Origin of the sequence: Peribacillus sp. NPDC060253, from assembly GCF_042727425.1 — a bacterium.
Taxonomy (GTDB): Bacteria; Bacillota; Bacilli; order Bacillales; family DSM-1321; genus Peribacillus.
In genome coordinates this window covers 1-18,927 of sequence record NZ_JBHXAS010000024.1, presented here as the reverse complement: position 1 = coordinate 18,927, position 18,927 = coordinate 1, and the positions used below count along the sequence as shown (strand labels likewise).

Genomic DNA, 18,927 nt, shown 5'->3' with positions numbered 1-18,927 from the left:
TAAAATAGATTTTTGGGTAATATGGGAAAATTAATGGGTAATATGATGTTGTTTCCCTCATTACTTGCTACCAAAAAGGACGTGAATCAAGATGTTTAAAATTGGTGATATTTTAATGCTCGAACAGAAATACTCCTCCCGGAAGGAAAAGTTCAAATGTATGGTTGTTGAAATGGAACCGGGTTGTGTTTATATAGACTTTCCCATCCATTTAGAAACTGGAAAAATTGCATTTCTGATGGACGGGACACAGTTGAACGTCACATTTTCAAACGAGGATCAGGCCGTATATGTATTTGATTCTGAAGTGCTCGGAAAAGTGAAGGGTAGAATACCTATGATACAACTAATGCTGCCTGATGCAGGTACTTTTGTGAGAATTCAAAGGAGGCAGTATGTTCGCCTGGATGTAACGCTTGATACAGCCATCCATCCTGAACATTCCGAGTTTCCTCCTTTTCGCGCATTAACAGAGGATATCAGTGCAGGGGGAGCTTCTATAAGGCTTTTAAAAGGCGTGAATATACAATCGGCTTCACAATTATTTTTGTGGATGGCGCTTACACTGAAATCCGGGGAGATCCATTATTTACGTTTAAGAAGCAAACTCATTCGTGTAACGGAGAAAGAACATGAAAACAAGCTTCTACACGTCCAATTTATTGAACCGACAAAAAGTGATGTACAAACTTTAATGAGATTTATTTTTGAGAAACAGGTGGATTTAAAGAAAAAAGGGTTGTATGTTTGACCGGATTGAATGAAAAACAGTGATTCCATCCATACTGCTAATATAATCAGTATGGAAGGAGCGGCATATGAAAACATTTGAAAGACTTTTAATTAAAGTGATCATCATCCAGCTGGCTTGCCTATTCTTTTTTCAGTTCCTTTTGAGCAGGGAGGACCAAATCATTGATTTGACCAAGCTCTCGAAGTATGAAGGGGTAACTAGCAATAATTATACGAAAATCATTGAAACATTCAATGGGACCTCAAAATGAAAGCGGTGTTCCGCTTTTTTTTGTATGAAGATTTTCAATAAAGGAAAACTATTGATGGTTATATAAATCAAAAGATGAACAAAGGTGTTTTTATGTACACGTCCCTTTTATTAATGATTTTCCTGCTAGTTGTGATAAAATGAAAGGGTAATAAATAATCAGCATGATTGTAGGATTCTTGGGAGGATTTATGGAAAAAAAATTATCAGTTGCAATCGATGGACCAGCTGCTGCTGGAAAAAGCACGGTTGCTAAAATTGTTGCAGAAAAGTTCAATTACATATATGTGGATACAGGAGCAATGTATAGGGCCCTTACCTATAAGGCCATCAATCAACAGATTCGCTTGAATGATGAACAAGCACTATTTGAAGTTCTCATCAATACAGAAATCGAATTAAGACCGAGTGAAAAGGGGCAGTTGGTGTTCTTGGATCATGAGGACGTGACAGCCCAAATCAGAAACAATGAAGTGACTGGTTCTGTATCGGAAGTGGCAAAGCACAGGAGTATCCGGGAAGAAATGGTGCGCAGGCAGCAGATATTTGGTGAAAATGGTGGAGTCGTCATGGATGGCAGGGATATCGGTACACATGTTTTGCCAAATGCCGAGGTAAAAGTATTTCTAATTGCATCTGTAGATGAAAGGGCACAGCGGAGACATCAGGAAAATATGTTAAAAGGTTTTCCATCCGATATCGAAAAGCTAAGGGAAGAAATTGCAACAAGGGACAAGCTGGATTCGGAACGCGAGGTATCGCCCCTGAAAAAGGCGGCAGATGCTATCGAAATTGATACGACTTCTTTATCAATTCAAGAGGTGGCAGAAAGTATCATGTCTTTAATAGAAGAGAGGAAAAGATAAAATTGGATTTTTACACATTTGGCAAAAACGTCGTAAAAGTCGTTTTAATGCCTGCGTATAGGGTCAAGACGCTCGGAAAGGAACATATCCCTAAAGAGGGCGGAGTATTGATCTGTGCCAATCACATTGATAATTTGGATCCCCCTGTAGTTGGCATGACATCTCCAAGGGACATTCATTTCATGGCGAAGGAAGAGTTGTTTCAAGCACCTGTTTTAAAGGATATATTACCCAGAGTGAATGCTTTTCCCGTCAAGCGGGGCAATAGCGATCGTGAATCCCTTAGAAAAGGTTTAAAGCTTTTGAAGGAAGGTAAGGCGCTTGGGCTGTTTCCCGAGGGAACCAGAAGTAAGACAGGTGAATTGGGAGAGGGGATGGCTGGTGCAGGATTTTTCGCATTGCGATCTGATGCCGTGATCATCCCTTGTGCAATCATCGGCCCATATAAGTTATTGCGTCCTTTGAAGGTGGTTTATGGACCTCCCATACAATTTGCCGAGTACCGTGAACAGAAAATTTCAGCCGATGAAGCAACCAAGATCATTATGGACGGGATTGGGAAATTGATTTCCCAACATAAATAGTCATTCATACTTGACAATTTTCTGATTTTGTTAGAATTTATAAAATAGGGGTATTGTTCCTTATAGGGAATGAAAAGGAATATAACCTTATTACTCTAAAAAAAAACCGTTTTTATCTTTATTAGGAAAGTGTTTTTATTGAACCACTTTAAATAAAATATGTGGCCGATGAAGAGGAAGTTTGCTGATCAGTCATGGGTTAAGGAGGAGTTAGTAATGACAGAAGATATGAACCAGGTAGAAGTGAACAATTACAAAGTTGGGGATCAAGTGAAAGCAACCGTTTCAAAGGTAGAAGAAAAACAGGTCATCGTCGATGTAGAAAACAGCAAGACTGATGGAATCATCCCTATCAGTGAGCTGTCGAGCCTTCATGTCGAAAAGGCGTCAGACGCCGTTTCGGAAGGTGATGTATTGGAGCTTGAAGTCATTAAAGTAGAAGAAGAAGCTCTTATTCTATCAAAACGCAAAATTGACGCGCTAAAAGCATGGGATGACCTAGAATTGAAATTTGAAAACGGAGACGTATTCGAGGCTGAGGTTAAAGATGTCGTCAAAGGCGGACTTGTTGTAGATCTAGGCGTACGTGGTTTTGTTCCAGCTTCTCTAGTAGAAGACTATTTCGTTGAAGACTTTTCTGATTACAAAAACAAAACTTTAACATTCAAGATCGTTGAACTTGAGAAAGACAAGAATCGCTTAATTCTCTCACATCGGGCAGTCGTCCAAGACCAAAAGGAAAAACAAAAAGCAAATGTTCTGGATAGGATTGAAAGCGGGCAAGTGCTAGAGGGCGTGGTCCAAAGGATTACCGATTTCGGTGCATTCGTCGATATTGGTGGCGTTGATGGCCTTGTCCACATATCCCAGCTTTCCCATCAGCATGTCGACAAGGCATCCGATGTCGTTTCCGAAGGAGATAAGGTACAGGTGAAGGTCCTTTCCATTGATCGCGATAATGAAAGGATTTCACTTTCCATTAAGGATACCCTTCCTGGACCATGGGCAGGCATTGCTGAAAAGGCAGCAAAAGGTTCTAAACAAGAGGGCGTCGTTAAGCGCCTGGTTTCTTTCGGAGCATTCGTGGAGATTTTCCCTGGGGTGGAAGGACTTGTCCATATTTCACAGATTTCGCACAAACACATTGCCACACCTCAGGAATTACTGAAAGAAGGCCAGTCTGTCGAAGTGAAAGTACTGGATGTCAATGAAACGGAACAACGTTTATCCTTGAGCATTAAAGAACTTGAAGAACCTCAATCCAATTACAACTCATCAGATTATGAACTTCCTGAAGAATCGAAGGGCTTTCAGTTAGGTGAAATGATTGGAGATCAATTGAAAAAACTAAAATAAGATAATAATGGTGATAGCCTTGGAGAGAGAAAAACGAAAATTAGATCATATAGAGTTTGCGCTAAAAACAGGTCAGCAGCATAAATCCGGACTAGAAGATATTTCGTTTATCCACCAAAGCTTACCAGGAATTTCTTTGAATAATGTGAACCTCACAGCAGAAGTTGGCGGACTTAAATTAAGTTCGCCAATTTTTATAAATGCCATGACCGGAGGCGGGGGCCTTGAAACCGAAAGATTGAATGGCGACCTTGCCATTGCTGCACGGGAAACAGGAATCGCCATGGCGGTCGGATCACAGATGGCAGCGATCAAGGACCCTAGACAGCAGACATCTTTTAAAGTGGTAAGACAGGAGAACCCTGAAGGTGTGCTGATTGGTAATCTCGGTGGTGAAGCAACTGTAGACCAAGCAAAACGAGCGCACGAGATGATCGGGGCTAATGCCTTGCAGATTCATATTAACGTCATTCAAGAATTGACGATGCCTGAAGGAGATAGGAATTTTGCGGGTACCCTTTCTAGAATAGAAAAAATCAACAGAAGTATCGGAATACCTGTCATTGTAAAAGAGGTAGGATTTGGGATGAGTATGGAAACGGTGCAGCAATTACGTTCTGTTGGTGTTTCAATCATTGATGTAGGTGGGTTTGGCGGAACAAATTTTGCTAAGATCGAAAATGAAAGGCGAGCAAAAGTACTCGGATATTTTAATGAATGGGGCATTCCGACTGCTGCTTCCATCGTGGAAGCTGTTAATGTTTCACCTGAGATTTCAGTCATTGGTTCGGGTGGTATTCAAAATCCTCTGGAAATTTCAAAAGTCCTGGCTTTAGGAGCGAAAGGTGTCGGGTTAGCCGGTCATTTCCTCAAGTTGCATAAAGAATTGGGGCTAGTACAATTAATCAAAGAAATTAACTACATACATGAAGATCTAAAGATCATCATGACTGCACTTGGGTGCGGTAATATCTCGGAATTAAGGGAATCGAAAATTGTCATCACAGGCAAGACCTATCATTGGTTAACTCAAAGAGGCATTGATTGCTCGTCATATGCTAAATGAATCACTACAAAAGAAGCATCTCAATTGGAACATTCATTGAGATGCTTCTTTTTGTTCACATAGATTCAGCTATTTCTTTTTCGAGCATCTTCCGGGCTTTCCATTTTTGTTGCCCCTTTATAATCCAATGATTGGTCCCTATCGGACTCCACCCGTTTACTTTGTTTCAGTTTCTTCTCTTGCCGATCTTTGCCCATGTTTACACCTCCTTTATAAAATAAAGTAGGAACAGTTTTTATGTATAAATATTGCAACACCACATTAAAAGCCGTGTCTAACGTTTATTCTTTGTAAAAACGAGCCATAATGTTTCCTAAAAGGGGGACACTGCATGGATGGAATTTTGTTTTATTGGATGTCATGGATAGTTTGGGTCATTGTCATGTTTTTTATTCCAAAAACGGTTCCCTTTCGTTTTGATTTTCTTTTTCATCTATTAGCCGTAATGGTATTGGCGGGGTATAAATTGGAGGTATCCTTACTTTCGGTGCAATTGAGCGGTCTATATCTATTGTTGATATTGTGTGTGTATATTAGGAAGCTATCGATCATCAAGCTGATGGAGCTGATTTGCGGCAGCCTAATAATCACACTCGCTTATGCCAGCTTTCAACTGTTTTCTTTGCTTGATCCGATATGGCTTATTATGAAACCTTCTTATCTTATGTGTATCTTTCTGAATTATCTTATCCTATTACTTTTTAAAAATTGGAAACATCGATTGTTTGTGCTTTTAATTGGTTTGATAATGGGTGATATCATATATTCAGGTTTGCTTGTTTATCACTCATTGCCTTATGCTGCCCTTACATACGCATGGCATGATGATGCAGTGCTGATATTGGGCTCAAATATATTGTGGAGAATATTAGAGCTTGTCGGCCAATACATATATTTATCATCTCAATCTAGGGTGATATCAAAACAAAGAAAAGAGAACTTTAATCAATGAGGTGAACTGTGAAAGGAAGGAAAATAGGTTTGAGGTGTTGACTGCTTTACCAAGAATGCTGCGGTCTAAAATGGAATCAATTGGAATGGGAAGGCTTTTATGCATACAATCATTGTTGATTGTCGAGAAATTTGTTACTATAGGATAGTTAGAGGTCTGTAGATAAATCGTAAAATGCTCTAAACAATTAAAAAGGAAGCAGTATGCCGAACGCTTTCTTCATTTTTTTGGGCTGTTATAATCACGTTTTAGCATGCTGAGGGTTCAGCTTCACGTCACCTAAAGGAACTGGGGAGTAAAGTGGACAAACTGCCTGTATTTACTTGATACGTTTAACTAAAACATCAGGGGGCTTCACTTGCTGATGGAAGTTTCCTATATATGATGATGGATACAGCCTTTTCCTTTAAATGGAAATAATGAAAATCAATAATGCAACGATAATAAATGCATTCATGGATTTCGTGACTTTGACAAAGATGATAGTAGCAGAAAGGGTGAATAGCAATGCCAAAACCGGTAATTGCGATAGTCGGTCGTCCGAACGTAGGAAAATCGACAATCTTTAATAGAATAGTGGGAGAACGGGTTTCGATTGTCGAAGACGTTCCTGGGGTAACACGTGACAGGATTTATAGTTCAGGTGAATGGTTGACACATGATTTTAACATAATTGATACAGGTGGAATTGATATCGGTGACGAACCATTCCTTGAACAAATTCGTCAGCAGGCTGAAATTGCCATCGACGAAGCTGATGTGATAATATTTATGACGAATGGCCGTGAAGGAGTAACGGCTGCTGATGAAGAGGTCGCTAAGATTCTCTTTAAATCTAGGAAGCCTGTCGTTCTTGCGGTTAATAAAGTCGATAACCCAGAAATGAGAGATCAAATTTATGATTTCTATGCGTTGGGTTTTGGCGATCCATTCCCGATCTCCGGATCTCACGGACTAGGTCTTGGTGACCTTCTGGATGAAGCAGCGAAACATTTCCCAAAATTCAGCGGTCAGGATTATGCTGATGATGTCATTAAATTCAGTTTGATTGGAAGACCGAACGTAGGTAAATCATCGCTGGTCAATGCATTGTTGGGAGAAGATCGTGTTATTGTAAGTGATATCGAAGGAACCACGCGCGATGCGATTGACTCTCCTTATAAATATAATGGTAAAGAGTATGTGATCATTGATACCGCTGGGATGCGGAAAAAAGGGAAAGTGTATGAAAGTACGGAAAAATATAGCGTACTACGTGCATTAAGGGCAATTGAACGTTCAGACGTTGTGCTTGTGGTCCTGAACGCTGAAGAAGGAATTCGTGAGCAGGATAAAAAAATTGCCGGATATGCCCATGAAGCGGGTAGGGCGGTCATCATCGTTGTCAATAAGTGGGATGCCATCGAGAAAGATGAAAAAACCATGAAGGATTTTGAAGAAAAGATTCGTGCCCATTTCCTATTCTTGGATTATGCGCCAATCATTTATCTTTCTGCCTTAACTAAAAAACGGACACACACATTAATACCAGTCATCGATCAGGCTAGTGAGAATCATGCTATCCGTGTTCAGACAAATGTATTGAATGAAGTGGTCATGGATGCCGTGGCGATGAATCCGACTCCGACTCATAATGGTAATCGATTAAAAATTTATTATACGACCCAGGTAGCAATCAAGCCGCCTACTTTCGTTGTATTCGTCAATGATCCGGAGTTATTGCATTTCTCATACGAGAGATTTTTAGAAAATAGAATCAGGGATGCCTTTGGTTTTGAAGGAACACCAATACGAATTTTTGGACGCCAAAGAAAATAGTAAAGGCGGGTTATAGAATGGTGAAAGCAAAAGAGAGTATCGCAGTCATTGGTGCAGGGAGCTGGGGAACTGCTTTAGCAATGGTAATAGCAGATAACCAGCATGAAGTGAGATTATGGGGACATAATCCGAAACAAATTGATGAAATAAATCAAAATCATACGAATGAAAAATACTTGCCTGGAATTGAATTGCCTTTGGGAATTAAAGGGTATTCTTCCATTAAGGAAGCATTGGTGGGGATTGAAACAATAATCTTGGCTGTCCCGACTAAAGCCTACCGGGAAGTGCTTGGACAGATTAAAGCGGCTCATGATAAACCATTGACAATCGTTCATGTGAGTAAGGGAATTGAACCAGATTCACTGCTTCGTATTTCTGAAATGATTGAAGAAGTTTCTTCGACTGATTGGCTTAAAGATATAGTTGTTCTTTCAGGACCAAGCCATGCAGAAGAAGTCAGTTTACGTCATCCAACTACAGTTGCCGTTTCTTCAAAAAATATGCAAGCGGCTGAAAAGGTTCAGGACATCTTTATCAACAATAGTTTCCGTGTGTATACAAATCCCGATTTGGTTGGTGTTGAAATCGGGGGTGCTTTAAAGAATATCATTGCCTTGGCTGCCGGTATTACCGATGGGTTAGGCTATGGCGATAATGCCAAGGCTGCTTTAATGACTCGAGGATTGGCTGAAATCTCACGCCTGGGAGTGGCCATGGGGGCTAACCCTCTTACTTTTTCAGGATTAGCTGGGATTGGTGACTTAATCGTCACTTGTACAAGCGTTCATTCCCGAAATTGGAGAGCTGGGAATATGCTTGGTAAAGGGCAAAAACTAGAAGAAGTATTGGAAAACATGGGTATGGTGGTTGAAGGAGTCAGAACGACTAAAGCGGCTTATCAACTAGCTCAAAAGTATGAAGTGAATATGCCGATTACTGAGGTCCTTTACAACGTCTTATTCAATGGGGAAGAAGTGAAAGAGGCAGTTGACCTGTTGATGACCCGATCGAAAACGAATGAAATGGAAGAACTTTTTAACATATTGGATAGCAGACAGCAGGATTAATCTCGAATTAGTTGATTTTATAAAAGAATTTCATTAAATTAGGCATTCGATGATGCACCTTGCCATGTCTCAGCATACAATGCAACGAAAGTAAACTAGTAATTTGACCTCGGCACGGGGGATTTAGTCAAATGAGCAGAAGATATCTTGATATCTTCTGCTTTTTTTTATGGGCAAAAATCATCTTGATCACTTTAAGCTGGCTTTTAAGAATTATGAATATTTGAATAGATTATTCAAGTTTGCATGGATCATTCGGCTTTATTCCTTATTTTTTGTTATATTTCGACTATTTTTTTTGGTATGAAAATTGCGGAGTGTATTGTATCCAAAAATAAAAAAGGAAAGGCCTAAAAAGTTGGTCCACTTATAATCGGCTAAATTGAAAGGGGAATGATACATGCAAACAGGTCAGCTGAAAAGATCTTTAAACTTATGGCAAATCGTGTTACTTGGTGTTGGATATATGACGCCGATGGTTGTTTTTGATACATTCGGGATTGTTTCCGAAAAAACAGGGGGACATGTACCAACAGCTTATGTCATTGCTCTAATGGCGATGCTGTTTACGGCTGCAAGCTATGGGAAAATGGTGAAAATTTATCCCCAGGCAGGTTCAGCCTATACGTACACACAAAAAACGATCAATCCACATTTAGGCTTCCTTGTCGGATGGTCATCGATGCTTGATTACTTATTTTTACCAATGGTTAACGCCGTTTTAACAAAAATATACTTAACGGCTCTTTTTCCAGAAGTATCACCGTGGATATGGGTGGTGGCATTTGTCCTGTTAATGACAGTCATTAACTTATTCAATGTTAATTTCGCTGCCAACTTTAATAGCTTTCTCGTTTTTTTTCAAATGCTGGTCATCGTTATTTTTGTAGCTCTTGTCGTTAAAGGGGTCATGGGTGGAGAAGGGACTGGAGAGGTCTTGTCGGTTCAGCCATTCATCAGTCCTCATATGGAAATGTCGACGCTCATAGCGGGTGCTACAATCCTCTGTTTTTCTTTCTTGGGGTTTGACGCAGTCACTACATTATCGGAAGAAACACCGAATCCATCCAAAACGGTTCCGCGGGCCATCTTTTTAACTGCCCTTATCGGAGGGGTTCTATTTGTGACGGCAGCATTCTTTACACAATTATTTTTCCCGGATGTTTCCCGTTTTAGCCATCCTGAAGGGGCTTCTCCCGAAATTGCCCTTTTTGTGGGCGGGAAGTTATTTCAGGCCTTCTTTCTTGCAGGAACTTTATGTGGTACCCTTGCCTCCGGTCTTGCATCCCATGCTAGTGTTTCTAGGTTGCTATATGTCATGGGGCGTGATCAAATGATTCCGAAAAAACTGTTTGGCTTTGTTCACCCTAAATACAACACGCCGTTTTTTAATGTCATCTTTGTCGGGATTATATCAATGGTTGCTTTATTCCTTGACTTGGTTACGGCTGCTTCTCTCATAAATTTTGGGGCGTTGATAGCTTTTACTTTCGTGAATGTTTGCGTAATTGTCCATACAATAAGGAACAAAAGCTACCAAACGGTTAAAGGATTTCTTGTAAATATTTTGTTTCCGGTTATTGGAGGGGCATCCGTATTCATTCTTTGGCTTAATCTCGAAATGAGTTCATTAATTCTAGGAGTTGTCTGGGCAGCAATCGGAATTGGATATCTTCTATATCGGACGAAATGGTTTACGGAATCCCCACCACTATTCCATTTTGAAGAAGCTCAGTAATTCACTCAAAGGTTGTTATATGGCTGATAAGAAAATGAAGAGGTCGTTGACGCTCATGCCCGTTGTTCTATTTGTTTTTTTGTTCATGACGTTGGCTACGGTGTTCAGCAAGTATGTAATCGCTGCAGAAATGTCACATGGAATGGTTTCGGGAGCTTACTTACTGGCTTTAATGGTGATGCTCTTCCCTGCATCCAGTTATGGGCAAATGGTAAAGGTCATTCCATCGGCAGGCTCCGCTTATGCAAACACGCAAAAGTCGATTAATCCATATGCCGGTTTTTTGGTAGGGTGGTCGATACTACTGGATTATTTATTCATTCCAATGGTCAATTACTTGTAGTTCAGCATTTTCTTTGCAGCAGCTTTTCCTTCCGTACCGGTTTATGCGTGGGTGCTTAGTTTAACAATTATCAATGTGCTTGGGGTGAAAATGGCTACGAAAGCGAATGTTGTCCCACCTTGCTTTTCATAGTCATATTCATTGCCTTATCTATCCGTGAGATTTCTGATGGGAAAGGAACGGGAGCTCTTTTGAGCTTTCAGTCTTTCTATAATCTAAACGAGTCGATTTCGCTGCAGGAACGGGGCTTCAATGTTTCTCGTTCTTGGGCTTTGATTCGGCAACGAGGTTTGCCAAAGAACCGGTTAATCCTGTAAAAACCATTCCCCGTGCAGTTTATATCATCATGTTTACAGGTGGCATTTTGTTTATAGCTGTATCATACTCTACGCATAATGTTTGGCCATCATACGAAACATTCAGTAATCCTGATGCGGCAGCCAATGAAATAATCGCATCCTTTGGTGGAAAGACCTTCGTTACTTTCTTCTTGGTGGTTTATGGGTTTACGGTCTTTGGTTCAGCGTATAGTGTTTTCAGGGAACATGAAATGGGTACGATTGAAAGTGGGGAATTAGCTGACATCATCGTTCTTGATAAAAACTTGTTTACAATTCCTGCTGATCAAATCCTTCAAGCGCGTGTTGAATTAACCTTTATGGATGGAACAGCAGGTATGGTGCCGTAATGGAACTGTGGAGGTAACCTCTCAGTATAGCGAGGGCGAGGTTCTAAAGACCAGCCTCCCATCTAAGGAAGTGGGTTTAAGCAGGGAATTAAATATGTAAAGGTGAACGTCCTTTTGTAATGAAAAACAATCAATTTTAAGATTTTATTCTTGGCAAAAGGGTCCATTAGAGGACCCTTTTATTTTGGTTCAAATATAGGTAAATATTGGTTGCCGGTTAGGATTAAGAGTTGCATGTTATTTTTTATCTCGCAATTTGGAATTGTGTTAAAATATAGGCTAGGTTACAAAAGGAGAGTGAAATTGTGTTATCCATTCCGGATGATAAAATTAGACCATTCATAACTATCATAATTGATCAGCCAACATTTTCAGAGCAGAAAATTCATGAGATAAAGGAACCCTTCTTCTTTCTTGTGAAAGAAAATCAAGTGTTTGCCTATATCCGCGTGGATGACCTCCCGTTAAATGAAAGAATAACAACAGTTGATCAGCTTTTACAGTATGCCTGCTCGATTGATAATGTCTGTAAATTGCCTCCGAACATTTCCATGCCACTCCTGTTTCAAATTATCGGCGAACCTATCGTACTGATAAAAACAGATGATGGCCAGTTTACCGGCTATGTAAAAAGGGAAGATGTGTTAGCTGAATTATTCAAACAGGACAGCAAACAAAATATAGACCTGCTAAATGTCATTTTAACTTCCATTCCCATGGGGATTTTTGTGGCTGATAAAGAAAAAAATATTGTGAACTTCAATGAATCAGGATTGAAAATGATAAAGAAGCCTTCAGAACAGGTCCTAAATGAACCTGCCGCGACCATCTTCAATAAGCAGCATATACATAGCGTGTTTGCAAGTGGAGGCAGTATCCTTAATCAGCTGGAAATTACTGATATCATGAGTGTGCTAGTCGATTATAGCCCGATTCTAAACCACGCAAAAGAAGTGGAAGGCCTGATCATCATCGTTCAGGATTTACCGATGGTTGAGGAAATGGCCATGGAAATAGAATTGATAAAAAGTTCAAATAAAGACTTGAATGCCATCTTAGCGAATATCTATGATGAAATTCTGGTCGTTAATCAAAAGGGTGAGCTGTTGCGCTATAGTGACAGGATCATTTCCGGATTCTGGGGAAAAGATCTAAAAGATTATATCGGAAAGAATCTCTTGCAATTAGAAGATGAAGGGATTTTTAATTCTTCGGTCACCCGATTAGTCCTTGAACAAAAAAAGAAAGTATCGATTGTCCAAGATACGAAAATGAACAAGAAAGTCCTTTCCGTCGGAACCCCAGTATTCAATGAAAAAGGGGATATTGAGCGAATTGTCATTGCATCAAGGGATATAACGGAAACGACACAGTTGAAATCGGAATTAAATGAAATGAGGAAAGAACTTGATTCGTTCAAAAAACAAGATCAATTTTACAAAGAGTTGATTTTTGCCAGTCCTAAAATGGAGCAGATAATTAGCCAAGTCAAGAAAATTGCGCATTTTTCATCTACCGTGTTAATCAACGGGGAGTCGGGAGTAGGTAAAGAAGTGATAGCCGAAGCCATTCATAAAATGGGTAGGCGATCCAAGCAACCTTTCCTGAAGATAAATTGCGGGGCAATCCCGGAAAACCTCCTCGAAAGTGAATTGTTTGGATATACGAAGGGTTCATTTACCGGAGCAGATAAAAATGGGAAAATAGGGTATTTTCAACAGGCGAATAAAGGTGTTTTATTCCTTGATGAAGTGGGTGATATGCCTATTCATCTGCAAGTGAAGTTGCTCCGTGTCCTTCAGGAACAGGAAGTGATTCCAATAGGTAGTACTACACCAATACCCATTGATGTTCAAATTGTCGCTGCCACGAATAAGAGACTGGAAAAAATGGTCGAGAGGGGGACGTTTAGAGAAGATTTGTTCTATCGTTTGAACGTCATTCCCATACACGTACCCCCTTTAAGGGAAAGGCCGGAGGATATACCACCCCTTGCTTTTCATTTTCTGCAAAAACTGAATGAACGGTATCAGCGAAATTACCACTTTTCACCTGATGCCTTGACTATACTGGAAGTCTACACATGGCCGGGAAACATTCGTGAATTGCAGAACATGATTGAAAGATTGGTTGTTTCAGCAGATGAAGAGACGATAGATGCTGACTTCATTCAAAGGTTCATTCCGGTCAGCAATGACTTTAAACACACGAAACCAATCATTACGAGAATCCTTCCTCTTCAGGAAGCGCAGGATCATGTCGAGGAGCAATTGATCATGCTTGCCATGAAACAATATAAAACTACGACCAAAGCGGCAAAGGCACTGGGGATAAGCCAATCGTCCGTTAGCAGGAAGTATCAAAAAGTCTTAGCGGAACAGAGCAAGAGAATCGAAAAAAATGCATTTTGATTGAAAGCTGTTGACAAGTGATGATATTCACTTGTACAACGGCTTTTTTTTATGAGGGAATTGGGAAGTAGGGTCATGACATTTCAAGGTGAAGTATGCAAATGAAACTAAAGCTATTCAAATCTGCATAGTTATAGGGGGTTTTATTAAAAAGGAATGCGATTTTATTGGTTAATTATCTTGGCATGGTTCTTGCTAGATATATAAGTATAAGAAAAAAGGGAGGTAAGCATTAAAGTTTAATCTAAAGCAATCTTAATTAACCATCCACTAAAGTTATATAAAAAGGGAGAGTATAAAATGTCAATTAACGTAGAAAGTAAATCTCAAGCAAACCAATCAGAAACCCAAGATTATATTAAAAAAGTGCTTCAATTAATCGAACAAAAAGAAATTTCAAAAGAAGATGCCCAATGGGTAACGAAAGAAACGGTCGAGAATTTCCGTAACCATGTAAACCCAGGGTTTTTGGAATATCGGAAGACGGTCACTAAAGACACACAATTTGCTGCGGTGGAGTGGTCTGATCAAGGTTCCTGTTTTACGGACGTTAATGGAAAAAAATATATTGATTGTTTAGGTGGATTTGGTATTTATAATGTTGGCCATCGTAACCCTAAAGTAGTAAAGGCAGTAACCGATCAATTGCAAAGACAAGCTCTTCATAGCCAGGATTTACTTGATCCATTGCGGGCCATGCTTGCAAAAATCCTAGCCGATATCACGCCGGGAGATTTAAAATACTCATTCTTTACGAACAGCGGTACGGAGAGCGTGGAGGCTGCGCTTAAGCTGGCTAAAATGTACAGTGACAAATACACGATTATTTCCACGACAAAATCATTCCATGGTAAAAGTCTTGGTTCTCTATCGGCAACTGCAAAGGGCATGTTCAGAAAACCGTTCATTCCACTGGTGCCAGGTGTGCGTCATGTACCTTTCGGTGATTTGGATATGATGAGAAAAACGTTTGAAAGTTGTGCGTTGGTCGGTGAAGATGTTGCTGCTGTGCTGTTGGAGCCTATCCAAGGTGAAGGTGGGGTCATCCTCCCTCCGCAAGATTATTTAAAGCAGGTTCGAGCACTATGTGACGAATATGATGCGTTATTGATATTGGATGAGGTTCAAACAGGAATGGGACGTACAGGTAAAATGTTCGCATCCCAGTTATATGACGTTGTTCCGGACATTATTTGTTTAGCGAAAGCATTTGGCGGCGGAGTAATGCCTGCAGGGGCTGTTGTAGCCAACGAGAAAGTGTTTAAAAGCTGGTTCGACAATCCATTCATGCACACTACTACGTTTGGAGGAAATCCACTCGCTTGTGCTGCAGCCATTGCTACGATAGATGTACTTTTGGAAGAAAAATTACCGGAGCGTGCTGCAGAAGTGGGTGAATACTTCTTAAATGGGTTAAGGGAAGTAGCTGCTGAGCACAAAGATAAAGTTTTGGAGATTCGCGGTCAAGGATTGATGATTGGTATTGAGTTCCATAAGGACGAAGTGGGTTATGAATTTTCAAAAGCCCTCTTTGATAAAGGCATCTTGGTGGCAGGTACGCTTATAAATTCGAAAACAATCAGGATTGAGCCGTCATTGACTATTCATTTGGATGAAGTCGATGAAGTGATTAAAGCGTTTAAAGAGGTCCTGCCGACGCTTCAATCTTAATTCAAATAAGCAGAAAATCAGTCTTTGGACTGTTTCAGACTGTAGATAAACTCGGTGAAAATCGTGTTTGTCTACAGTTTTTTTAAGTTTTAAAAAGTTTGACCGTTGCCTCCAGGCACTCGCTTTCCGCGGACGGTCTGCCCTCGGCGCCTTTGTGCCTGGGGGTCTCCCTTGGACGCGTATTCCCGCAGGAGTCTCGTACCTTTAGTTCCAATCAACTTTGTTTTTACAGGCAGATAGAACTTCTCTACGCTCGTTTTTTTTTATTAAAGTGGATCCCATGAGGAATGAATATCAATCAAATGGCCAGTAGCATAGTCCTGAACATGGTGCATATCAGATGAATGCGGATTTGGATTTTTTTACATGAAAATCAGTCGTGCAGACGAGAATTACACAGTATGGACAATGATTTAATTCCATTAACGTAATTTGGTATGTTATAATAATTTCTGGAAAAAGGAGTGATAAAGATATGACACCTGCTCTGCAAAAAATGTGGATATCCTTTATAGCTATGGGCTTTATGGTTATCTCTATATTTCTTATCTACTTAAGCCGATATAAGTTAAAAGGTTTTTGGAGAGTCTTGACAGCAATTATCGCATACATACTAATGATTCTAGCCGGCTTGATCATTCTTATCGTTGTTCTTAGCGGGCCAACCACTTGATAGGTGAGGAGAAATGATGAAAACTTTTTTCAAAATATTATGTTTATTATGCATCTCTGTGTCTCTATCTGGCTGTTTATATCCAGAGAAGCAAAAAATGCAAAACCAGCTGCCTTATAAAGAACAGATACAATCCGTCCAAAGTGCAGTAAATCAATTTCAGAAAGATGAAGGTGGCATTCTGCCCATCGTTACGAAAGATGCAGAGACACCCATTTATCAAAAATATGTCATTAAATTTTCTAAGATTTCCCCAAGGTATATGGCTGAACCGCCGGATAATGCCTATGAATCAGGAGGCGTTTTTCAATATATCCTAGTAAATGTTGAAAAGGATCCGACTGTAAAGTTGTTGGATGTCAGGATGGCACAAAAAATACAGGATGTTTCGTTGAGATTGACTGCTTATCAACAAAGCAACGGATATCCGCCTTTTAAGGAAAAGTTATCCGATAATGTCTTTACACTTGATTATGAAAAAATGGGCCTGAAGGAAGCTCCTACTGTCACAAGTCCATTTTCACAAAGAGCCTTATATCTTGTAGTCGATGGACAAGGTAGTATTTTTGCCGATTATACCCCGGATTTAATTGAGGCGTTAAAGAAGCATGATGGAGAAAAAATTAAGCCAGGTGAAGATATCCGGGAGCTACTTGTACAGAGTTCGGAGTTCGTGCCTGCCTATTCACTCCCATATACGATTGATGAAAAAACAAATAATCCAATATTTCTTACAAAATAGGCATAACCCTTCTTCTACAAAATATATTGTAGGGGAAGGGTTATTTCTTTATCTTTATTTCATCTTACTTTTAAAATAACAACCCTTATATAAAATTACTGGTGGAGGAAGGGATTGAACCAGGGAAATAATTGGAATAAATTTTTAGGACAACATCATAGATATATAGTGTCCTAAATAAAAGCAAATGGATAAACGAAATCCCAAAACTCTAATTCGGGAGGGGATACCTTGGAAAAGGTAGATATTTTTAAAGATATAGCAGAACGGACCGGCGGCGATATATATTTGGGGGTGGTCGGTGCCGTCAGGACTGGGAAATCCACATTTATTAAAAAATTCATGGAGTTAGTCGTTATTCCGAATATCCCGTCAGAGGCTGACCGTGCAAGGGCACAAGATGAATTGCCTCAAAGTGCAGCTGGAAAAACCATCATGACGACAGAGCCTAAATTCGTACCTAATCAGGCAGCATCGATTCAGGTAGCTGAAGGGCTCGAAGTGAACATTCGTTTAGTCGATTGTGTCGGTTATACAATACCTGGGGCTAAAGGGTATGAAGATGAAAATGGTCCCCGCATGATTCATACACCTTGGTATGAGGAGCCGATTCCGTTCAATGAAGCGGCAGAAATAGGTACACGCAAAGTAATTCAGGATCATTCCACATTAGGTGTTGTCGTTACGACTGATGGATCCATAGGAGAAATTCCACGCAGTGATTATTTAGAGGCCGAGGAAAGGGTTGTTGAAGAATTGAAGGAGGTTGGCAAGCCATTTATCATGATTGTCAATTCCGTTCAGCCTCACCATCCAAATACGATAGCCTTAAAGGAGTCCTTGCAAGAAAAGTATGATATCCCTGTCTTGGCCATGAGTGTTGAAGGAATGAGGGAATCGGATGTTTATAGCGTCCTGCGTGAGGCCTTGTATGAATTTCCTGTACTTGAAGTCAATGTAAATCTCCCGAGCTGGGTAATGGTTCTGCGTGAGGATCATTGGTTAAGGGAGAGTTACCAGGAAGCGGTTAAAGAGACTGTAAAGGACATTAAACGTCTGAGGGACGTAGATCGTGTAGTCGGTCATTTCAATGAATTCGAGTTCATTGACCGTGCCGCACTTGCAGGTATTGAGATGGGGCAGGGTGTAGCGGAAATCGACCTTTATGCACCTGATGAACTCTATGATGAAATCCTGAAGGAAATTGTCGGTGTGGAGATACGGGGCAAGGATCATCTATTATCATTGATGCAGGACTTTGCGTATGCCAAAGCTGAGTATGATCAGGTGGCCGACGCATTGAGAATGGTCAAACAAACAGGATATGGTGTCGCAGCCCCTTCCCTTAATGATATGAGTCTTGATGAACCTGAAATTATCCGACAAGGCGCCAGGTTCGGTGTCAGGCTAAAAGCGGTAGCGCCTTCCATCCATATGATCAAGGTCGATGTCGAATCTGAATTCTCACCGATCATTGGGACGGAAAAGCAAAGTGAAGAATTGGTCCGGTATCTGATGCAGGATTTTGAAGATAATCCACTTTCCATTTGGAACTCTGATATTTTTGGCAGAAGTCTTAGTTCATATGTAAGGGAAGGCATACAGGTGAAATTAGCGATGATGCCAGACAATGCACGTTACAAATTGAAAGAGACACTGGAGAGAATTATTAATGAGGGCAGTGGGGGATTGATTGCCATTATCTTATAAAACGTTAAAAAGCTGGACCAATTCCATTATGGATTGGTCTTTTTGCATGCAAATTCCGTATGAATCCAAGTAAAAGTATCCCTTGGGAGGTCCACAATTTGAAAAAAACGGTTGTTTTTTAGGAAAATCTTGAAAAAACCCTGTGGTTAAGCGATATTCAGTGATATAAGAAGTTTAAATTCTATAAAAAAGGGAAATGATGATTAGCGAAAGACAAAATTTATAATATATACAAT

The 18,927-nt window shown here is 40.1% G+C and carries 18 protein-coding genes; 17 read left to right on the top strand and 1 reads right to left on the bottom strand.

Going from position 1 to position 18,927, the window contains the following annotated elements; translation table 11 throughout:
• Positions 1 to 91: 91 nt before the first annotated feature.
• From ACFWE9_RS08820 to fni, 6 genes are all read left to right on the top strand, one after another.
• A complete protein-coding gene (locus ACFWE9_RS08820) occupies positions 92 to 751 on the top strand; it encodes a flagellar brake protein (RefSeq protein ID WP_377356494.1) in 660 nt (219 codons plus the stop codon).
• Positions 752 to 818: 67 nt separating this feature from the next.
• Positions 819 to 1,004 carry a YpfB family protein gene (locus ACFWE9_RS08815; protein WP_230156946.1) on the top strand — a complete coding sequence of 62 codons (186 nt, stop codon included), beginning with the start codon at positions 819 to 821 and terminating at the stop codon, positions 1,002 to 1,004.
• A gap of 190 nt (positions 1,005 to 1,194) precedes the next feature.
• Positions 1,195 to 1,869, top strand: a complete 675-nt coding sequence (gene cmk, locus ACFWE9_RS08810) for a (d)CMP kinase (RefSeq protein ID WP_230156947.1) — start codon at positions 1,195 to 1,197, stop codon at positions 1,867 to 1,869.
• A gap of 2 nt (positions 1,870 to 1,871) precedes the next feature.
• Positions 1,872 to 2,453 (top strand): lysophospholipid acyltransferase family protein, encoded by a 582-nt coding sequence (locus tag ACFWE9_RS08805; protein ID WP_377356491.1) that lies wholly within the window; start codon positions 1,872 to 1,874, stop codon positions 2,451 to 2,453.
• A 216-nt stretch (positions 2,454 to 2,669) separates the two neighbouring features.
• On the top strand, positions 2,670 to 3,809 hold the full coding sequence (rpsA, locus tag ACFWE9_RS08800) for a 30S ribosomal protein S1 (protein ID WP_377356489.1): 1,140 nt from the start codon (positions 2,670 to 2,672) through the stop codon (positions 3,807 to 3,809).
• Between the two features lie 19 nt (positions 3,810 to 3,828).
• Complete coding sequence (fni, locus tag ACFWE9_RS08795; protein ID WP_377356487.1) at positions 3,829 to 4,875, top strand: type 2 isopentenyl-diphosphate Delta-isomerase; 1,047 nt, start codon at positions 3,829 to 3,831, stop codon at positions 4,873 to 4,875.
• A 65-nt stretch (positions 4,876 to 4,940) separates the two neighbouring features.
• Here the strand turns inward: fni and ACFWE9_RS08790 are convergent, their stop codons facing one another.
• On the bottom strand, positions 4,941 to 5,072 hold the full coding sequence (locus tag ACFWE9_RS08790; protein ID WP_230156951.1) for a YpzI family protein: 132 nt from the start codon (positions 5,070 to 5,072) through the stop codon (positions 4,941 to 4,943).
• A gap of 134 nt (positions 5,073 to 5,206) precedes the next feature.
• Here ACFWE9_RS08790 and ACFWE9_RS08785 point away from each other — a divergent pair, with 134 nt between their 5' ends.
• The 11 genes from ACFWE9_RS08785 to spoIVA all read left to right on the top strand — a co-directional run bounded on the left by ACFWE9_RS08785 (position 5,207) and on the right by spoIVA (position 18,691).
• Positions 5,207 to 5,827 carry a YphA family membrane protein gene (locus ACFWE9_RS08785; protein WP_377356485.1) on the top strand — a complete coding sequence of 207 codons (621 nt, stop codon included), beginning with the start codon at positions 5,207 to 5,209 and terminating at the stop codon, positions 5,825 to 5,827.
• 507 nt (positions 5,828 to 6,334) lie between these two features.
• On the top strand, positions 6,335 to 7,645 hold the full coding sequence (gene der / locus ACFWE9_RS08780; protein ID WP_230156953.1) for a ribosome biogenesis GTPase Der: 1,311 nt from the start codon (positions 6,335 to 6,337) through the stop codon (positions 7,643 to 7,645).
• A gap of 17 nt (positions 7,646 to 7,662) precedes the next feature.
• The gene (locus ACFWE9_RS08775; protein WP_230156954.1) at positions 7,663 to 8,715 is read left to right on the top strand and encodes an NAD(P)H-dependent glycerol-3-phosphate dehydrogenase; all 1,053 of its coding nucleotides are present in this window, start codon (positions 7,663 to 7,665) and stop codon (positions 8,713 to 8,715) included.
• Between the two features lie 400 nt (positions 8,716 to 9,115).
• A complete protein-coding gene (locus ACFWE9_RS08770; protein WP_377356483.1) occupies positions 9,116 to 10,453 on the top strand; it encodes an APC family permease in 1,338 nt (445 codons plus the stop codon).
• A 19-nt stretch (positions 10,454 to 10,472) separates the two neighbouring features.
• Positions 10,473 to 10,796, top strand: a complete 324-nt coding sequence (locus ACFWE9_RS08765; protein WP_377356481.1) for an APC family permease — start codon at positions 10,473 to 10,475, stop codon at positions 10,794 to 10,796.
• A 265-nt stretch (positions 10,797 to 11,061) separates the two neighbouring features.
• Entirely contained in the window at positions 11,062 to 11,484 is a 423-nt protein-coding gene (locus ACFWE9_RS08760; RefSeq protein WP_377356479.1) for an amidohydrolase family protein, read from the top strand.
• A gap of 305 nt (positions 11,485 to 11,789) precedes the next feature.
• Positions 11,790 to 13,895, top strand: a complete 2,106-nt coding sequence (locus ACFWE9_RS08755) for a sigma 54-interacting transcriptional regulator (RefSeq protein ID WP_377356477.1) — start codon at positions 11,790 to 11,792, stop codon at positions 13,893 to 13,895.
• A gap of 300 nt (positions 13,896 to 14,195) precedes the next feature.
• Positions 14,196 to 15,566, top strand: coding sequence for a putrescine aminotransferase (locus ACFWE9_RS08750; RefSeq protein ID WP_230156960.1), 1,371 nt, complete (start codon positions 14,196 to 14,198; stop codon positions 15,564 to 15,566).
• A gap of 475 nt (positions 15,567 to 16,041) precedes the next feature.
• On the top strand, positions 16,042 to 16,239 hold the full coding sequence (locus ACFWE9_RS08745; RefSeq protein ID WP_048681698.1) for a DUF2768 domain-containing protein: 198 nt from the start codon (positions 16,042 to 16,044) through the stop codon (positions 16,237 to 16,239).
• Between the two features lie 13 nt (positions 16,240 to 16,252).
• On the top strand, positions 16,253 to 16,981 hold the full coding sequence (locus ACFWE9_RS08740; RefSeq protein WP_377356475.1) for a hypothetical protein: 729 nt from the start codon (positions 16,253 to 16,255) through the stop codon (positions 16,979 to 16,981).
• Positions 16,982 to 17,212: 231 nt separating this feature from the next.
• Positions 17,213 to 18,691, top strand: coding sequence for a stage IV sporulation protein A (gene spoIVA / locus ACFWE9_RS08735; RefSeq protein ID WP_230156962.1), 1,479 nt, complete (start codon positions 17,213 to 17,215; stop codon positions 18,689 to 18,691).
• Positions 18,692 to 18,927 lie beyond the last annotated feature (236 nt).